Annotated in this window: 14 protein-coding genes; 1 reads left to right on the top strand and 13 read right to left on the bottom strand. The window is 48.2% G+C overall.

All coding sequences use genetic code 11. The features are described 5' to 3' along the window. Positions 1-157: 157 nt before the first annotated feature. From rhaD to RWO08_RS05830, 13 genes are all read right to left on the bottom strand, one after another. Positions 158-958 (bottom strand): rhamnulose-1-phosphate aldolase, encoded by an 801-nt coding sequence (rhaD, locus tag RWO08_RS05890; RefSeq protein ID WP_314211495.1) that lies wholly within the window; start codon positions 956-958, stop codon positions 158-160. A gap of 3 nt (positions 959-961) precedes the next feature. Then, positions 962-2,314, bottom strand: coding sequence for a PTS galactitol transporter subunit IIC (locus tag RWO08_RS05885; RefSeq protein WP_070756280.1), 1,353 nt, complete (start codon positions 2,312-2,314; stop codon positions 962-964). Positions 2,315-2,364: 50 nt separating this feature from the next. Then, complete coding sequence (locus tag RWO08_RS05880; RefSeq protein ID WP_291430195.1) at positions 2,365-2,643, bottom strand: PTS sugar transporter subunit IIB; 279 nt, start codon at positions 2,641-2,643, stop codon at positions 2,365-2,367. Positions 2,644-2,658: 15 nt separating this feature from the next. Continuing rightward, positions 2,659-3,120 (bottom strand): PTS sugar transporter subunit IIA, encoded by a 462-nt coding sequence (locus RWO08_RS05875; RefSeq protein ID WP_314211494.1) that lies wholly within the window; start codon positions 3,118-3,120, stop codon positions 2,659-2,661. Between the two features lie 5 nt (positions 3,121-3,125). Further along, positions 3,126-3,977, bottom strand: coding sequence for a PRD domain-containing protein (locus RWO08_RS05870; protein WP_291430200.1), 852 nt, complete (start codon positions 3,975-3,977; stop codon positions 3,126-3,128). A gap of 246 nt (positions 3,978-4,223) precedes the next feature. Further along, entirely contained in the window at positions 4,224-5,846 is a 1,623-nt protein-coding gene (locus tag RWO08_RS05865) for an amidohydrolase (protein ID WP_314211493.1), read from the bottom strand. Between the two features lie 9 nt (positions 5,847-5,855). After that, a complete protein-coding gene (locus RWO08_RS05860; protein WP_291430204.1) occupies positions 5,856-6,938 on the bottom strand; it encodes a PotD/PotF family extracellular solute-binding protein in 1,083 nt (360 codons plus the stop codon). Between the two features lie 171 nt (positions 6,939-7,109). Further along, positions 7,110-8,288, bottom strand: a complete 1,179-nt coding sequence (locus tag RWO08_RS05855) for a nucleotide disphospho-sugar-binding domain-containing protein (protein WP_314211492.1) — start codon at positions 8,286-8,288, stop codon at positions 7,110-7,112. Between the two features lie 156 nt (positions 8,289-8,444). Then, entirely contained in the window at positions 8,445-9,374 is a 930-nt protein-coding gene (locus RWO08_RS05850; protein WP_314211491.1) for an aldo/keto reductase, read from the bottom strand. Then, positions 9,371-11,173, bottom strand: coding sequence for a beta-galactosidase (locus RWO08_RS05845; protein ID WP_314211490.1), 1,803 nt, complete (start codon positions 11,171-11,173; stop codon positions 9,371-9,373). The genes RWO08_RS05850 and RWO08_RS05845 overlap by 4 nt, the downstream gene beginning before the upstream one ends. After that, complete coding sequence (locus RWO08_RS05840) at positions 11,170-12,534, bottom strand: PTS sugar transporter subunit IIC (RefSeq protein ID WP_023391244.1); 1,365 nt, start codon at positions 12,532-12,534, stop codon at positions 11,170-11,172. The genes RWO08_RS05845 and RWO08_RS05840 overlap by 4 nt, the downstream gene beginning before the upstream one ends. 88 nt (positions 12,535-12,622) lie before the next feature. After that, entirely contained in the window at positions 12,623-12,940 is a 318-nt protein-coding gene (locus tag RWO08_RS05835; RefSeq protein ID WP_314211489.1) for a PTS lactose/cellobiose transporter subunit IIA, read from the bottom strand. 12 nt (positions 12,941-12,952) lie between these two features. After that, on the bottom strand, positions 12,953-13,270 hold the full coding sequence (locus RWO08_RS05830) for a PTS sugar transporter subunit IIB (protein ID WP_314211488.1): 318 nt from the start codon (positions 13,268-13,270) through the stop codon (positions 12,953-12,955). Positions 13,271-13,479: 209 nt separating this feature from the next. Between RWO08_RS05830 and RWO08_RS05825 the strand changes: the two genes are divergently transcribed. Continuing rightward, positions 13,480-14,667 carry an ROK family transcriptional regulator gene (locus RWO08_RS05825; RefSeq protein WP_314211487.1) on the top strand — a complete coding sequence of 396 codons (1,188 nt, stop codon included), beginning with the start codon at positions 13,480-13,482 and terminating at the stop codon, positions 14,665-14,667. Positions 14,668-14,718 lie beyond the last annotated feature (51 nt).

The raw sequence follows: 14,718 nt of genomic DNA, 5'->3' as shown, positions 1-14,718 counted from the left end.
TTAGCTATAGACAGCCTTCGAAATTTATTAGCCAAAATGTCCATAGTCTCCTCTCTTCCCCTAGTAGGCTTCAATATGCTTGGCTTTTTTCTCTATGCAAAAAGCCCCCGACAGCTGTAAGGCTGCCGGGGGCTGGTGCCCGCCACCTACTAGTGGACTATTTTTCTAGTAGTTCCCAACGTGGGGTTACTTTGAAGAAGTCAGCTAGGTCATATAACTGGCTATCGCTAATGCCATCTTGATGTGGCAAGTGAGCGATGCTGAGGTAGACCTTGGCTGCCTTGTTGACGGTCTCAATGAGGCCAAAGCAGTCCGCAATGCTTGAGCCAGTGGCTAAGATGCCATGATAAGCCCAGACGACGATGCGACTGTCCTTTAGTTTGGCCGCTGTCGCCTGACCAATGGCTTCGGTCCCACAAACCATCCAAGGCACGACCCCGATACCATCCGGGAAGACAATCAAGCACTCGGTAATCATACGCCAGAGAGTCTGGGTGAAGGCTTGGTCTGTCTGATCCAGAATGAAACTGAGGGCGGAAACTTCAGTTGCATGGTTGTGGAGGACAATCCGATGATGAGGGTCTACTGCCAGTCGGGTGCTATGGCTAAGTAGGTGCATATAAATCTCTGACGTTGGTTTATTGTCCCCTTCGAAGCCCCAGACAATGGCGTAACCATTAGGCTCTACTCGAATCACACCCAAAGTCTCCGTCAGGGAATCCCGTACCCGGCGAAATTCTGAGCCTGACGCTGTAATCAGGACATGACGACCTACCATCTTCTCCGGCACATGTTCCAAGGGAACAAAACGTGGGGATGCCACTTGATCAATTTGTGTGAGTTGCTCTTCAGTGAGAATAGCGGAGATATTGCCTCCGTTCTTCTCATCCCACCCCATTGACCACATGACATGGGTAATATCTGCAAATTCCGAAACGATGGTGCTGTTTTGGAACATGTTCTATTCACCTGCCTCTTCCATTTTTTTGTTGTAGGCCATACGTGCGCGATAGAGCACATAGAAGAGGCCAGCCCATAAGACGAAGAGTAGGATGCTGACAATATTGCCAGACAAACCAGTAGATAAGAGATAACGGAAATCAGGACCTTCAAAGGTTGACCAAGACAAGAGCTTGCCAGCTTCTACTACCGCAGCCCCTGTTTCATTAGCCAAACGGGTAATATAAGTAGCGAAGAAAGTTGCCCCGTAGAGGAAGAGCGGTGCAGACACCACCCCATGGAAGATCATCCGCGCCAAGTTCCCGTTGGTTAGGAGCAAGGCCCCTACAACGAAGGACAGGTTGATAATCCCCGCAAATGGTAAGACAATGTTACCAGGTAAGATAACAGACATAATCAAGAGCACTGGGATGGTAATAATCACGGCTACCCATAGTTCGTTACGCCCTGCCAAGATAGGCCAGTCCAAACCGATGAAGACTTCACGGTCGCTAAACTTCGTCCGCATAAACTCAGAGATAGCCTCAGATACAGGCGATAGAGCTTGAGAAAATAGCTTAGAAATCATTGGGAAGAGGGTCATAGCGGTCGCTGCTTGGACAGCTAACTTGAGGGACCCTGATAGGCCGTAACCGGCTGCCAAACCCAAGACGAAGCCAATAATGGCCCCCATAACGGAGTTTTCGCCAAAAATCCCGATCTTTTCCTTAAGGGCATCGGCATCCATTGGCTTGTTGAAGAAAGGAATCTTCTTCAGCAACTCATCAATTGGATAGAGAATAACGGAGATTAAGACAATAAAGTGCGGCACGGTTACCCCTGGAATCCCGGTCAAACGTTCCACTTCAGGTCCGTACATATCGCCCGCCTTGAGCTCGAAAATAATTTGAATCGTGGCTGCAACAAAGCCCATGATGACATTGCCGGTAATATAGGAAACCATAACGGCGGTAAAGATTTTACCCCAGACATTCCACATGTCCACGTTGACGGTCTTGGTTTGTTTGAGCATCAGCATGACAATGTTGACCCCAATGGTCAGAGGGAACATGAGAAAGGCATATGGCCAAGCCCAAGAGATGGCCGCCATCCCAGGCCAGCCCCCGTCTACAGCTGGCAAGGAGAAGCCTGTTCTCGTAGCCATTGAGGCAGCTGCATCCCCCATAGAGGTCATCATGTAACCAATCAATAGCCCCATCCCAGAGAAGGCTACCCCTAAGGTCAGCGCTGAATGGAAAGCCTCGGAGAATTTCATCTTCATAAGAAGCCCGATAATCAACATTAAGAGGGGAACAAAAACGGCTGCTCCCAAATCATTTAAGACATAATTGACAACTGTTTGTAAGATATCCATGTGTCATTCCTCCTTGATTCACACGGTCGTCGTTGCTAGGAAGTTAGGTCCTAGGCCTTCAAGAAATCAATAATCTTTTGTAACTCAGCATCTTGCCCCATACCTGTCAGGAAGGCAATGCCGTTAAAGGTTGGGATATCGATTTGATCCTTAGTTTTAACGATGGAAACATAGGCATCCGCATCTTTGACATGGTGTTTGAGTGATTTAATGTCCACTGCTTCGACATGAGCAGGTACGCCCTTGCCTTTGAGTAACTTATCTAACTTGGACGCCACTGTTTGAGAGGTCGCAACACCAGAACCACAGGCAACAATAATCTTTTTCATAATCAATCATCCTTTCTAATGGCTTAATAGGTCTACAATCGCTTCTGGCGACTGGGCAGCTTCTAGTTTGGCTACCAAGTCTTCCTGGCTTAAAAGTGCCATGAGCTCTGCTAGGAGATCCACCTGAGCCTTGGCTTCTTTTATACCTAAAATCATAATATAACGCGGATAAACTACCAAATCATCGGTCCCCATCTGGATAAAAGGCATTACCGGCTCTACCAGACGGTAAAAGGCGATAAAGGGACGTTTGACATGTTCAACATAGGTATGGGGAATAGCCACTGTCACATGTTCCAAGGCCAATCCTGTCGGGAACTCTGCCTCTCGCTCCGCCAAAGCCTGACCGAAGCTATTGGCCACATAACCTAAGTCTTGCAACTTGGCAGCCTGGTGGGCAAAGAAGAGGGCTTGGTCTGTCTCCTCACACGCCAAATCAATCAATTCCGACTGAATTAAACTTGCTACAACCCCCATTCGGGTCACTTCCTTCCTAGAATACGTACAAGGTGCAATAAGAGATAAAAATCTTCATCCTGGCCAAAGCTTAGATTGAACTCCGCTTGCAGGGTCTCCTTAAGGGTCTTTACCAGGTCCCATTCCCGGGGAAAGACTCCTGCAGTCGTCTCTAAGACAGTTTCGATTTTTTCCGGCGAGACGGCCTCTTGGCCTGTCTGATGGCTTAGGGTCCGAATCAGGAAGTAGCGAATATGAACCACGAAGCGCCCATAGTCGGGTGACTCCTTATCAAGGGGCTCTCCCGTCTTAGTCTCAATCACTTGAATCAAACGATTAAGGATTTCGCTCAGTTCTACCACATTATGGAAGCCCGCCTGATCAATCTGGCCATTGACCAGATGCAAGGTCAGGAAGGAAACCTCTTCCTGGGCCAGTCTAAGTTGATACTTGGCATTGACCTGGGCAATGGCCTCGGCTGCTGCCTGATACTCGTCCGGATAAAGATAATGGAGCTGATACTGGAAAGGGTCGTAATCGCCCCCTTCAATAGGCTCCCGGTCCAAGGCATATTGCAAATGTTTAGCAATGGTAAAAATGAAGGTGTCCATCAAGGATTTCTTCAAACAGGCCTCAGCGATGATGGTAATGTCTTGAGCTAGTTCGAACACCCATGGTTCCAGTTCCTTAATTAAGCCTAGCAACTGTTCCTGACGGTAACTAGACGCTAAACTAAAGACCCTTGTCACAGCAGTTGGGTCAATGGTGTCCCCTTTTTTCTTGCCAAACCCTACACCTTTCCCTAATGCTACCAATTCCGCCCCATCATCTCTGGCGACTAAGACAGCATTCTGGTTGAGTGATTGAATGACTTTCACTGCGCACCTCCCCTTTCGACAAAAAATAGGCACAACTCTCCCTATATGGGAAAGTTATGCCTAATCTAATAGTTACACCACTTATTATCTACATTATAGTGTATGCGCTACCTAAATTCAAGGGCATTTTCTTTACAAATCCATCTTTTTGCCTACAATATGCAGAACTGGTTCCACCAAAAGCCCTTTGCTAAGGCATTCTTAAAAGCAAAACTGAGACTTAATCAAGCCTCAGTTTCTATAATCTTAATAAACTTGCTGACCGGCCAAATAGGTGGCGGTCACTTTTACTTGTCGCCAGTCCTTGACGCTTCGCAAATCATGGGACAGGACAACGAGGTCTGCCCACATACCGGCTTCCATTCCCCCAATATCAGTTCGACTTAAGGCCTTAGCTGCCCCAAGTGTATGGGCATAGAGGGCCTCTTCAAGTGTCAAGCGTTGTTCTGGCATCAAGCCTTGAGGCGGTAGCCCATCCCAGGTCTGGCGGTGGACTGCGTAATGCAGACTCTCCAATGGTGTTACATTGACCACTACGGGTGTGTCGGTTCCAAAGGCCAGAGTTGCACCTTGCTTCAAGAATTCCTTAAAAGGAAACATGTGCTTAGCACGTTCAGGTCCTACTTCTTCATCCAAGCTATCATAGCCTACCATCAGGTGGCTTGGTTGAACAGAAACCACTAGCTGCTCTTGGGCCACTAGGTCTAAATCAGCCCAATCCATTACTTCTAGGTGCTCAATGGTGTGGAATTTACCTAGACTGAGGGGAAATTTGGCTAGGGCTTCCTTGTAATAGGTCAAGGTCAACTCAATGGCCCGGTCACCAATGGCATGAATTCGCATCGGCCAATCTTCTTGGCTAGCAGCTAAGATAAGGTCATGCTGGGTCTCAATCGGGATTAAGGGCCCACCCACATCTCCCGGGTAATAGGGCTCCGGATACTCTGACTTGAGATAGGCTGTATGAGAAGACGTCACGCCGTCAAAAAACTGCTTGACCCCACCCATTTGTAGCCAAGGGCCACGATAGCGCTGATAGAGTTGGCGCAGAGGCTCACGATTGGCCCGCATAGCTGGGAAGAAGCTGAGACGCAGAGGGACCTGGGCCAGGGCGCGTTCATAGAGTTCCGGATAGACCATATCATCCGGACTCTCACCTGTAATGGCGACATCCCCTACCGCCGTTACCCCCATAGCATGAAGGTGACGACTAAAATCTTGCATTGCTAGAACTGCTGCTTCATGGAAGCGTCGGAAGACCTCCGTCTGATAGTAGACTGCAGCAGCTTCTAGGAAGGTGCCCGTTAATTGGCCATCTGCCTCATCAACTAGAGCCTGGCCTGACAGGGTCACAACATTATCAGGATTCAAGCCCAAAGCCTCCAAGGCTGCGGTATTGAGCCAAATAGAGTGGGCATCGCCGGACAAGAGCATGGTAGGCTCCGAACAGTAACGGTCAAGCGTGCGACGATGGGGTTGCTGAGACGGTTGAAACTCGCTAGCATACCAACCAATGCCTAAGCGCCAACCCTGACGTATAGGTAGCTCCTGGGCTTGCCGTGCGACTATTTCAGGAGTCGTCCCCCCTACTTGCCCCAAAATCCCCGCTTGAATCAAGCTAGAAGGATAGAAGTGGACATGCGCATCAATAAAACCAGGTAGCAACATTTGCTGACCTAGGTCCTTGAGCGGCAAGTGCTTGAGTGATTCTGGCACTAGAGCCTCAAGATTAGCATGGCTTCCCATCGCTTCTTGATTATCCGGCTCATAGACAGCCGTAATTCGTTGGTCACGAATTTCCACAAGGGCTGGCCCGATGGTCCCCTTAGTCGGGTTATAGAGGGCCTGTGTCTTCAATAGATAGTGCATTATTTCCTCCTATAAGGCCATCTTGAAGCCTAAGAATTGTTCGTTAAATTCCTTAATGACATCCGCCGGTAGGAACTCGTAATGTTCGAGTTGTTGCAAGATCTCAGCAGGCGGATTGAAGGCGGGGTTGTCCAGCGTCTCTTGAGGCAGTAGATACTTGGCTGACTCGTTTGGCGTGGCGTAACCTACATATTCTGCGTTTTTAGCGGCATTTTCTGGTCTTAGCATAAAATTAATGAAGGCATAGGCACCGGCTTCATTTTTACTAGTGCTAGGAATAGCGAAATTATCTGTCCATACAGCCGAGCCGTCTTTTGGCACGATATAAACAATATTAGGATTGTCCGCTATGACACTAGCAGCATCGCCGGAATAACCCATGCCAATCGGCGCTTCGCCTAAGCGCATGAGTGGTTTAATTTCATCGGTCAAGACTGCTCGAACATTAGGAGCCAGTGCCTTGAGGTAGGTACCGGCAATGGCTAACTCCCCTGGATCTTGGCTGTTAAGCGAATAGCCACGCGCCTGTAAGGCCATCCCCAGAGTCTCGCGATGGCCATCTAGGACTAGGATGGAATTCTTAAATTCTGGTTTCCATAAATCCGACCAATTCTCAATCGTGGCTGGGTCCACTTGCTCTGTATTGACCATGATCCCAAAGGTCCCCCAGAAATAAGGCAAGCTATACTGGTTACCTGGATCAAAAGCATGGTTAAGCAACCAAGGTGTTAGATGCTCTGTACCTTCTAAGCGGCTATAATCTAGCGGTTTAAGTAAGTTCTGATTTTTAAGACGCGCAACAATCGACTCGCTAGGGAAGACTAAATCATAGGGCGTCCCACCTTGCTTGAGTTTGGCTTCCATGGCGTCATTGGAATCAAAGGTCTCGTAGATGACCCGATAATTGCTTTCTTCTTCAAAGGCAGTGATCAGTTCAGGATCAATATAATCCCCCCAGTTAAAGATATAGAGGGGCTGACGTTCCACCCCTTGGGCGGTTGTTTGAAGGGACTGCTCCAAATGATGGCGTATCCCCCACAGGGCAGCCATTACCCCTACCAAAATCACTAATCCTTGTACCAAACGCCGCACTGCGCGTCCCCCTTTCTAAACCGGATTCATTCACTTCTTTCATTTTATCATAGTCGCCAGTCCACTACTAGCCCTGTTTTTCGGCCTTAGTAGCGGAGGCCTTAAACGTTCGGCTTTTCCTAGCTAAGCTATCAAAAAAGGCGCCCTACCATTCAGTAGAGCACCTGATACTTAAGTGTTTTGGGCCACTTGCTCCATAAAGGCAAGGGCTTCTTGATAACCGCCACTGGCCTTAAAGCTCTTGGCCACACGTCCCGCTGCATCACGATAATGAGGCTCTTCCAAAACGGTTAGGACGGCATGCCGAATGGTGACTGGTGTCATGAGCTTGAGCCAGTAACCGGCTCCCAGTTCAGCAGTCCGTTTGGCTACGGCTCCTTGTTCAGGCGTTTGGGGGCAGAGAATAAGGGGTACCTGATGATAGAGCCCTTCTGAGGCAGAATTCATACCACAATGGGTAATAAAGACGTCCGCAATGGCCAATACCGCCATTTGATCTACTCGATCGTGAATTTCTATATGGTCAGGCAAGCCCTGCCAGTCGCTAAGCTCACTCTGGCCTAAAGCTATGATGACTTGATAGTCCGGCAAATCCCTAAAGGCCTCTATTACGGCATGATAGAAGTCCTCATTATGAACGACTGTCCCCAAGGATACGTAGATGGTCTTGGCTCGTGTCTTAGGATAAGGTTTTTCAAACGGTCGAATTGACGGTCCAATAAAGCGATAGTTGGAGCCAAAACTATCCCAACATGGTTGAAAGTAAGGGGAAGTATAGACCATGGTAGGGGTAGCCTCATCATTTTGAATTAGGTCTAGGACACTACCAATTTCATAGCCTCGCTCCCGCAAGCGATTGAGCTCGCGATTAATACTTGGCATGGACCAGAGCAATTTCAATAAGGCCCAGATACTCTGCCTCATATAACGTGAGGAGTCCTTATTGAAGGCAAAGGTCGTGTTGGAGCAAACATAAGGTAGACCCAATTTCTTAGCCAAGAGCTTGGCCCAAGTTGCCATCGAGTCCCCCACAACTAGATCCGGTTGGAGTTCTTTCAAAGCCTCTAGAGCTGGACCTTCCATAGCCAAGGTAGATTGGACTAGCAAATGTGTGGCAAAAGCCAAGTCCTTGCCTGAGCGGTCTGAGCTCTCACGCTCATCTAGCCCCAAGTCAAAATCTCCATAGTCATCGCAAGCCACAAATTGAGCACCTGTCGCCTGAATGGCTTGTCTGAAGCGCTCAAAGGAAAAATAAGTTACTTGGTGCCCGGCCTCCACCAGATAGCGCACCAACCCCAGAGTCGGATTGGTATGGCCTTGAGCTGGTATACAGAACCACGCAATTTTCATTCTTATCACCTCATTTACAAGACAAGAGCAAATAATAGAGACAATATATTAATCCTATTATAACATGGTGCCCCGCTAAACCCCAATAAAATTACCCTAGCCAAAATAGACAAACACCACCCTATGCTAGGCTGCATAGGATGGTGACTGACTTACTTATGGGAGCCGATTGCCCCCCGCTTTATAGATACGATACCAGTCCTCACGACTGACGTCAATGCGACAGGCTTGCGCCAAATCCACTAAGCGCCAAGGCTGCATGGAACCCACTAAGACTTGCATTTTAGCAGGATGGCGTAGAATCCAAGCTAGAGCCAAGGCATCCGAGCTGACACCATAGCTTAAAGCCAAGCTAGCTAAACAATCCCTTAAGTCCTGATAGTCTGGATGTAACATATAGGGGCCTTGGTGTAAATCCACTTGGAAAGGCGACCAAGCCTGAACGGTTACCTGATGAAGGCGACAATAATTGAGGACATCACCATCACGATTGATACTTTCCGAGTCTTTGGTGTTGACATTCAAGCTAGCATCTAAAAGCACCGTGTGGGCTGGCCCAAATTCCAACTGATTGACAATGAGGGCTTGATCTAAGTAAGAAGACAAGAGACTTATTTGTCCTGGATTCTGGTTGCTGACGCCAAAGTAGCGGACTTTACCCGACTGATGAAGGTCATGGAAGGCCTCGGCTACTTCTTCTGGTTCCATCAAGGCATCTGGCCGATGCAGGGCCAAGACGTCTAGGTAATCTGTTTGAAGTCGCTTGAGGCTGCCTTCCACCGCTTGGATAATGTGGGCTTTGGAGAAATCGAAATGGTAGTTAGACCAGACATCGGCCAAGCCACATTTGGATTGGATTAAGAGGTCCTGGCGAGCTAGGCCGAGGCCTGTCCAGGCTTGGCCAAAGCGTGATTCAGATTGACCCTTGCCATAAATATCAGCATGGTCGAAGAAATTAATCCCTAGGTCCTGGCAGGTTGCTAGGACCTTTTGGCTGTCAGCCAAGCTTAGGCTATCCATACGCATACAACCTAAGGCAATGGCACTTGCCCCTGCTAGCCGACCTCCTAAGTTTAAGGTCTTCATGCCTCAGCCTCCCCTTCTTCTGGACGATAAACAGCCTGATCTACTAAATTCAAGCTCTCTACTGGCACCGACTCCGTCTCAAAGACCACGAACTCGTTGTGAGCCTTGAGGAAGCCTGACGGAACATAGAGGTATTGGATAGGCCCCTGAGACCAGTAACGGCCAAGGTTGAAGCCATTGACACAGACGCAACCCTTACCATAGGCAGAGCAATCAATAAAGGTATCCTGAATCTGATCCATCTCAACCTCGAAGCGATAGAAATGGGGACTCTCTGCTTGTGTAGGTCGCGGACCTTCATGGTAGCTAACCGCTGCTAGCATGTCTGGCTTGAATTCTAGAGCATATTGTCTGAAGCCTTTGCGGAACTGGTGGTTAATCATAACTCCGCCCTTAATACCCTTAGATTGGGTTGGACTATTGAGTTTGAAGCCGTAATTGACGCGCCCCATATTTTCTACCAAGACATCAACTTGAGCAGTGGCCTGGTCGGTATCAAAGAGCACTTCATCACCAATGTCTTCTCGGTATTGGGTCACGAGATGCTTGCCTTGGATAAAGACTTGAACCCGGTCATGAGCATTGATGATTTTAAGTCGTTCCGGATGGCCGTGGTGTGCGACCCGCGTCCGATAGAGAGTATAACCATAGTGTTGGCCCAAGGCTTCCATGGCTAGCGGGTAGTCCACTTCTTGGCCGGTTCCTAACTGGTCGGCGACTTCTAACAAGTCGGCCCAGCCAAGCACTGGATAGGTGCCATAGGCTCTAGCCTGGCGGCTACGCGGCTCAAACTGAGGTAAGTCTGGGAAAAGCTCATGGGTCACCCGCTGAACTGCATAATATTTGGCAGTTGGTTGGCCCCATTCATTAATTGGGGCATCGAAATCATAGGAAGTGACCTGCGGGAGATCCCGATGCTTGCGCGCAGAACAGCCATTAATAAAGCCAAAGTTGGTCCCGCCTCGCAAGAGGAAGAGGTTGACACTGCCGACAGCCATCATTTCCTTAACATCATGGGCCAAGTCCTCTGGGTCACGGCGGACAATAGGCTCATTCCAACGGTTGAACCAACCATCCCAGAACTCCGTGCACATAAGTGGCCATTGCTTGCCATGACGGTCGAAGAAGGCTTGGAGGGCTTGGGTATTGCCCGGTGCATCCGAGCCGAAGTTACCGGTGACAAAGATATCATCTTCAATCAAGGTGCCGGACTCTAGCGCTTCAATCCAGGTGCCATCAGAGGTAAAGAGTGGCACATCTATCCCCCGGTCACGCATCATTTGGGCCACGGCCCGTAAATAGTCTTTGTCTTCTGCATAGGAACCATACTCGTTTTCGACTTGCATCATCAAGATGGGGCCCCCATGAGTGAACTGATAAGGTACTAGCTGTGGTAGGAGCCAATCATAATAAGCCGCTACCTTGGACAGAAAGGCCTGATCATAGGTGCGATATCGCATGCCAGGATAGTTGAGCAACCAAGCAGGAAGGCCCCCAAAATCAAACTCCGCACAAATATAGGGACAGGGGCGGACAATCAAGTGCAGTCCCATACGGCTGACTAGGTCAAAGTAGGCTTTGAAATCCAGCATGCCGTGGTCTTCAAAGACTCCTTCATGAGGCTCATGCAAATTCCAAGGGATGTAAGTCTCGACGGTATTGTAACCTAGCGCCTTGAGATTGTAGAGGGTGTCTTCCCATTGATCTGGATGCAGACGGAAATACTGGATTGCTCCTGACAAGATTTTGAAGGACTGACCATCTAAATAGAATTGGTCGCGAATTTCGAACTGTGTCATGCGCCCATCTCCTGTTGTTTATCAGCAATCTTAACGAATGGATAGTAGACGGCAGTGGAAATCCCGATATTAATTAAGGACAGGACAATAGCCCGCCAGTCAAAGGCTGTTGCGAAGAAACCATAGAGGACAGGTGGCATTACCCAAGTTACGTTCTGAGTAACCGGTGCTACCAAGCCCATCGTTGTCGCAAAATAAGCCACTGTTACCATCAGCACTGGGCTGAGGACAAATGGGATGAACATAATTGGGTTAAGAACGATTGGCACCCCGTACATGACAGGTTCCCCAATGTTAAAGACCATAGGGAAGATCCCTAACTTAGCCACTTCACGCAAATGACGACTACGTGCCATCCAGAGAATGGATATAGCTAAGCCAATGGCATCGAACCAGACAAAGGCACCGAAGGAGTTATCTGTCCATAGATAAGGAATAGTGGTACCAGCGCGGTAGGCTTCTAAGTTGGCTAGCATGGTCACCCCGAAGAGACTGGACATAACAGGCGCCAAGACGTTGCCGCCGTGGAGGCCGAAGAACCAGAAAATCTTGTTTAAGATGACAATAATGAGGACAGCCAAGAAGCTTTGCGACATATTAAGCAGTGGCGCTTGTAAGACCTTATAAACCCAGGTAATCATCAATTCGCCGGTCAATTGATTGAAGGCATAGGTGGCAATGGCGACTACATACATGGCAATGGCTGCCGGAATGATGGATAGGAATGGCTTAACGATAGCAGGTGGTACTGAATCTGGCAACTTAATGGTCCAGTTCCGATTCATGACCTTACAGAAGATGATAACTGATACGAAACCAATGATAATCCCTGTAAAGTAACCCTTGGCCCCGATTTGGTCTAGCGGAATGGCATTACGTACCGTAACCGCTAATTCCTCCCCTTGAACTGCTACACCTTGTAGCTTATCGCCCAGAAGTCCAGCTAAGGCCTTAGAGTCAACATTTTCTAGCTTAAAGTTCTGCGTTACCGTATTGGCAATGGTAATGACGTAGGAAGCAACAGCCACCAAACCAGCGGAGACCGTATCCACCTTGTAAATCTTGGCGATATTAACACCAAAGTTAAAGAGAAAGAGAAAGACAACAATTGGGATAGACCCTTTGAAGAGGATGTAGTTGATATCAATCAACCAACCAAAAGTCTGCGGGATGAAGGTATTGCCAAATTGGCCAGGTAAATCCGCCAAAAAGGCATTAATCATGAGAGCGAATGATCCGGCCATAATAACCGGCATGGTCCCAATAAAGGAATCCCGAAGTGCAACAAGGAACCGTTGGTTCCCGACTTTGTTGGCGATAGGCATCAGACGCTCTTGCCAACGATCGACTAAACTTGCCATGATAATTCCTCCTTAAAATCTTTACATAAATTAATTAAAACCTCGGTTTGGATGTCTACCAACCTAGCTCGGACTGCTCCTCAGCCACTTATTGGGGTAAGACTTGGTAGACTTCGATTAATTCCTGAGCTAAATCGACAAAGGCGATACTGGTCATGAGATGATCCTGACCATGAATCATAAAGAGACTGAAGGGCTGCTCAATCCCTTGCGCTTCTTGAGCTAAGACTCCGGCCTGGGCGTGATGGGCTTCTAAGAGGGCTGCTCGAGCCGCTGCCATTCGCTCCGTCGCGCCCTGGAAATCTCGCTTCTTAGCTGCTGCCATGGCTTCGATGGCACAGGACTTGGCTTCACCGCCATACATAATCAACTGCATGGCTACTTCTAATGCGGCTTCTTGTGACATAGGCTTGCTCCTTTATCCCATGAGACTTGCGGCTAAGGCCAGGACCTTATCGCCTTTCATCATGCCATAATCTGTCATGGGGATGACTTCCACTGGGATGCCACGGGCTGACAAGTCAGCGGAAAATTCGTTCTTCAAATAGCGGACTTGGGGGCCTAACAATAAGACATCTACTGCATTGTTTTGGAGATATTCCTTGGCTTCTGGCACTGGCACAGCAAAAATATGGGCATCTAACCCTTGATCTTGCGCGGCCTTTTCCATCTTGGATACCATGAGACTGGTCGACATACCAGCGGCACAGACTAACATGATTTGCTTGGTTTCCATTTACAACACCCTTTCCTTAAAATTCGAAAGAAAAAATAACCGGTCCCTATTATTTTGAAAATGTAAACAAGCAGGCGTGAACGGAACCGATTCTTAATTTATTATTTACTTTCTATTACTATTATAGGGTTGAAAGGGCTTTTTGTCAACGTTTACATTTGAGGCTATGCTTATTTTTTGTTATGATATTCGAGAGGGAGTGATTATCCATGACGTTAACTAAAAAACAAGCCGCCTTAAGGGCCACCATCTTAGATAAACTATATGCAAAAGCACCACTATCACGTATTGATATTGCCAAAGAAACAGGCATAACGCCTGCTACCACGGGGGCTATTATCGGGGATTTAATTCGCCAAGAACTCGTCTATGAAGTTGGGGAAGCTGAAGATGATACTGTAGGCCGGAAAAAAACCTTACTTAGTCTTATGCCCCATCGTGCCTACTATCTAGGTATCGAAATCTCTGAAAAATACTTAGCCTTGGTCATTACAGATAATCTTGGCGAAATTCAAGCCAGCGACTATAGCATGACCTTCCAACAACTAGGTAACTACCCGACTAGCGCTGACTTAGCCGACTTCATTCATCAATTTATAGGGCAACATCCTGACTTTCCCTTGACCGCCATTGGCGTCGGGCTACCGGGCCACGTGGACTTCGACTTGAGTCCCTATATTCAATCCAACAATCAGCATTGGCAGAATCTCAATCTGGAAGAGCTAGCCCAGGCCTTTAGCCTGCCGGTTTATTTTGATAATAAGTCTCACTGCTTGACCCTGGCCCAAAGACTTTATGGCCAAGATGACAAAAACGATCATAATTTTATCGTCTTCCATGTCGCTAACGGTATTCATTGTTCCTATATGTATCAAGGGCAAATCTACGGGCGTCAGAACTTCCTGATTGGCGAAATCGGCCATACGATTTTAAATCCACAAGGGGAAGCCTGCACCTGTGGTAAACGGGGTTGCCTGCAAGTCTATGCTAGCGAATCTAGTCTAATCGCTAAGGCCCAAACCCTCTATCGGGTAGCTCAATCCACCTTCCTGCCTAGCCTAGTAGCAGAAGCAGAGGCAATCACCCTGGCTACCATTATGGATGCCTGCGCCTTAGGCGATACTAGCTGTCTCCAATTGATTCAGCAGGCCTGTCACCACCTGTCAATCGCCCTATCCAATCTCAGTCAGCTGATTGACAGTGACGCCATCTACCTTGACGGCCAGTTCTTCTCCTATCCACTAGTCGACACCCTCTTGCACCAGGAGCTAGCGGCTACCACCCCGCTCTTCCATAAGCAAAAGAAAATACGGCTCATTCCCCTGGCCTATAGCCCACTCAATATTGCGCGGGCAGCCACTAGCCTCTGTGTCAAAGCCAGCTTCTTATCAGCATAAAAATAAGCGGACCTCCTACTAAAGCTTGTAGAAGGTCCGCTCTTTTATTGC

It is taken from the genome of uncultured Abiotrophia sp., from assembly GCF_963520105.1.
GTDB lineage: Bacteria > Bacillota > Bacilli > Lactobacillales > Aerococcaceae > Abiotrophia.
This window is presented reverse-complemented; position numbering and strand designations above follow the sequence as displayed.

What these genes read in the sequence shown, in the direction of transcription:
- rhaD (WP_314211495.1), bottom strand. Translation starts at nt 958, where the DNA reads ATGTTCCAAAACAGCACCATCGTTTCGGAATTTGCAGATATTACCCAT.
- RWO08_RS05885 (WP_070756280.1), bottom strand. Translation starts at nt 2,314, where the DNA reads ATGGATATCTTACAAACAGTTGTCAATTATGTCTTAAATGATTTGGGA.
- RWO08_RS05880 (WP_291430195.1), bottom strand. Translation starts at nt 2,643, where the DNA reads ATGAAAAAGATTATTGTTGCCTGTGGTTCTGGTGTTGCGACCTCTCAA.
- RWO08_RS05875 (WP_314211494.1), bottom strand. Translation starts at nt 3,120, where the DNA reads ATGGGGGTTGTAGCAAGTTTAATTCAGTCGGAATTGATTGATTTGGCG.
- RWO08_RS05865 (WP_314211493.1), bottom strand. Translation starts at nt 5,846, where the DNA reads ATGCACTATCTATTGAAGACACAGGCCCTCTATAACCCGACTAAGGGG.
- RWO08_RS05855 (WP_314211492.1), bottom strand. Translation starts at nt 8,288, where the DNA reads ATGAAAATTGCGTGGTTCTGTATACCAGCTCAAGGCCATACCAATCCG.
- RWO08_RS05850 (WP_314211491.1), bottom strand. Translation starts at nt 9,374, where the DNA reads ATGAAGACCTTAAACTTAGGAGGTCGGCTAGCAGGGGCAAGTGCCATT.
- RWO08_RS05845 (WP_314211490.1), bottom strand. Translation starts at nt 11,173, where the DNA reads ATGACACAGTTCGAAATTCGCGACCAATTCTATTTAGATGGTCAGTCC.
- RWO08_RS05840 (WP_023391244.1), bottom strand. Translation starts at nt 12,534, where the DNA reads ATGGCAAGTTTAGTCGATCGTTGGCAAGAGCGTCTGATGCCTATCGCC.
- RWO08_RS05835 (WP_314211489.1), bottom strand. Translation starts at nt 12,940, where the DNA reads ATGTCACAAGAAGCCGCATTAGAAGTAGCCATGCAGTTGATTATGTAT.
- RWO08_RS05830 (WP_314211488.1), bottom strand. Translation starts at nt 13,270, where the DNA reads ATGGAAACCAAGCAAATCATGTTAGTCTGTGCCGCTGGTATGTCGACC.
- RWO08_RS05825 (WP_314211487.1), top strand. Translation starts at nt 13,480, where the DNA reads ATGACGTTAACTAAAAAACAAGCCGCCTTAAGGGCCACCATCTTAGAT.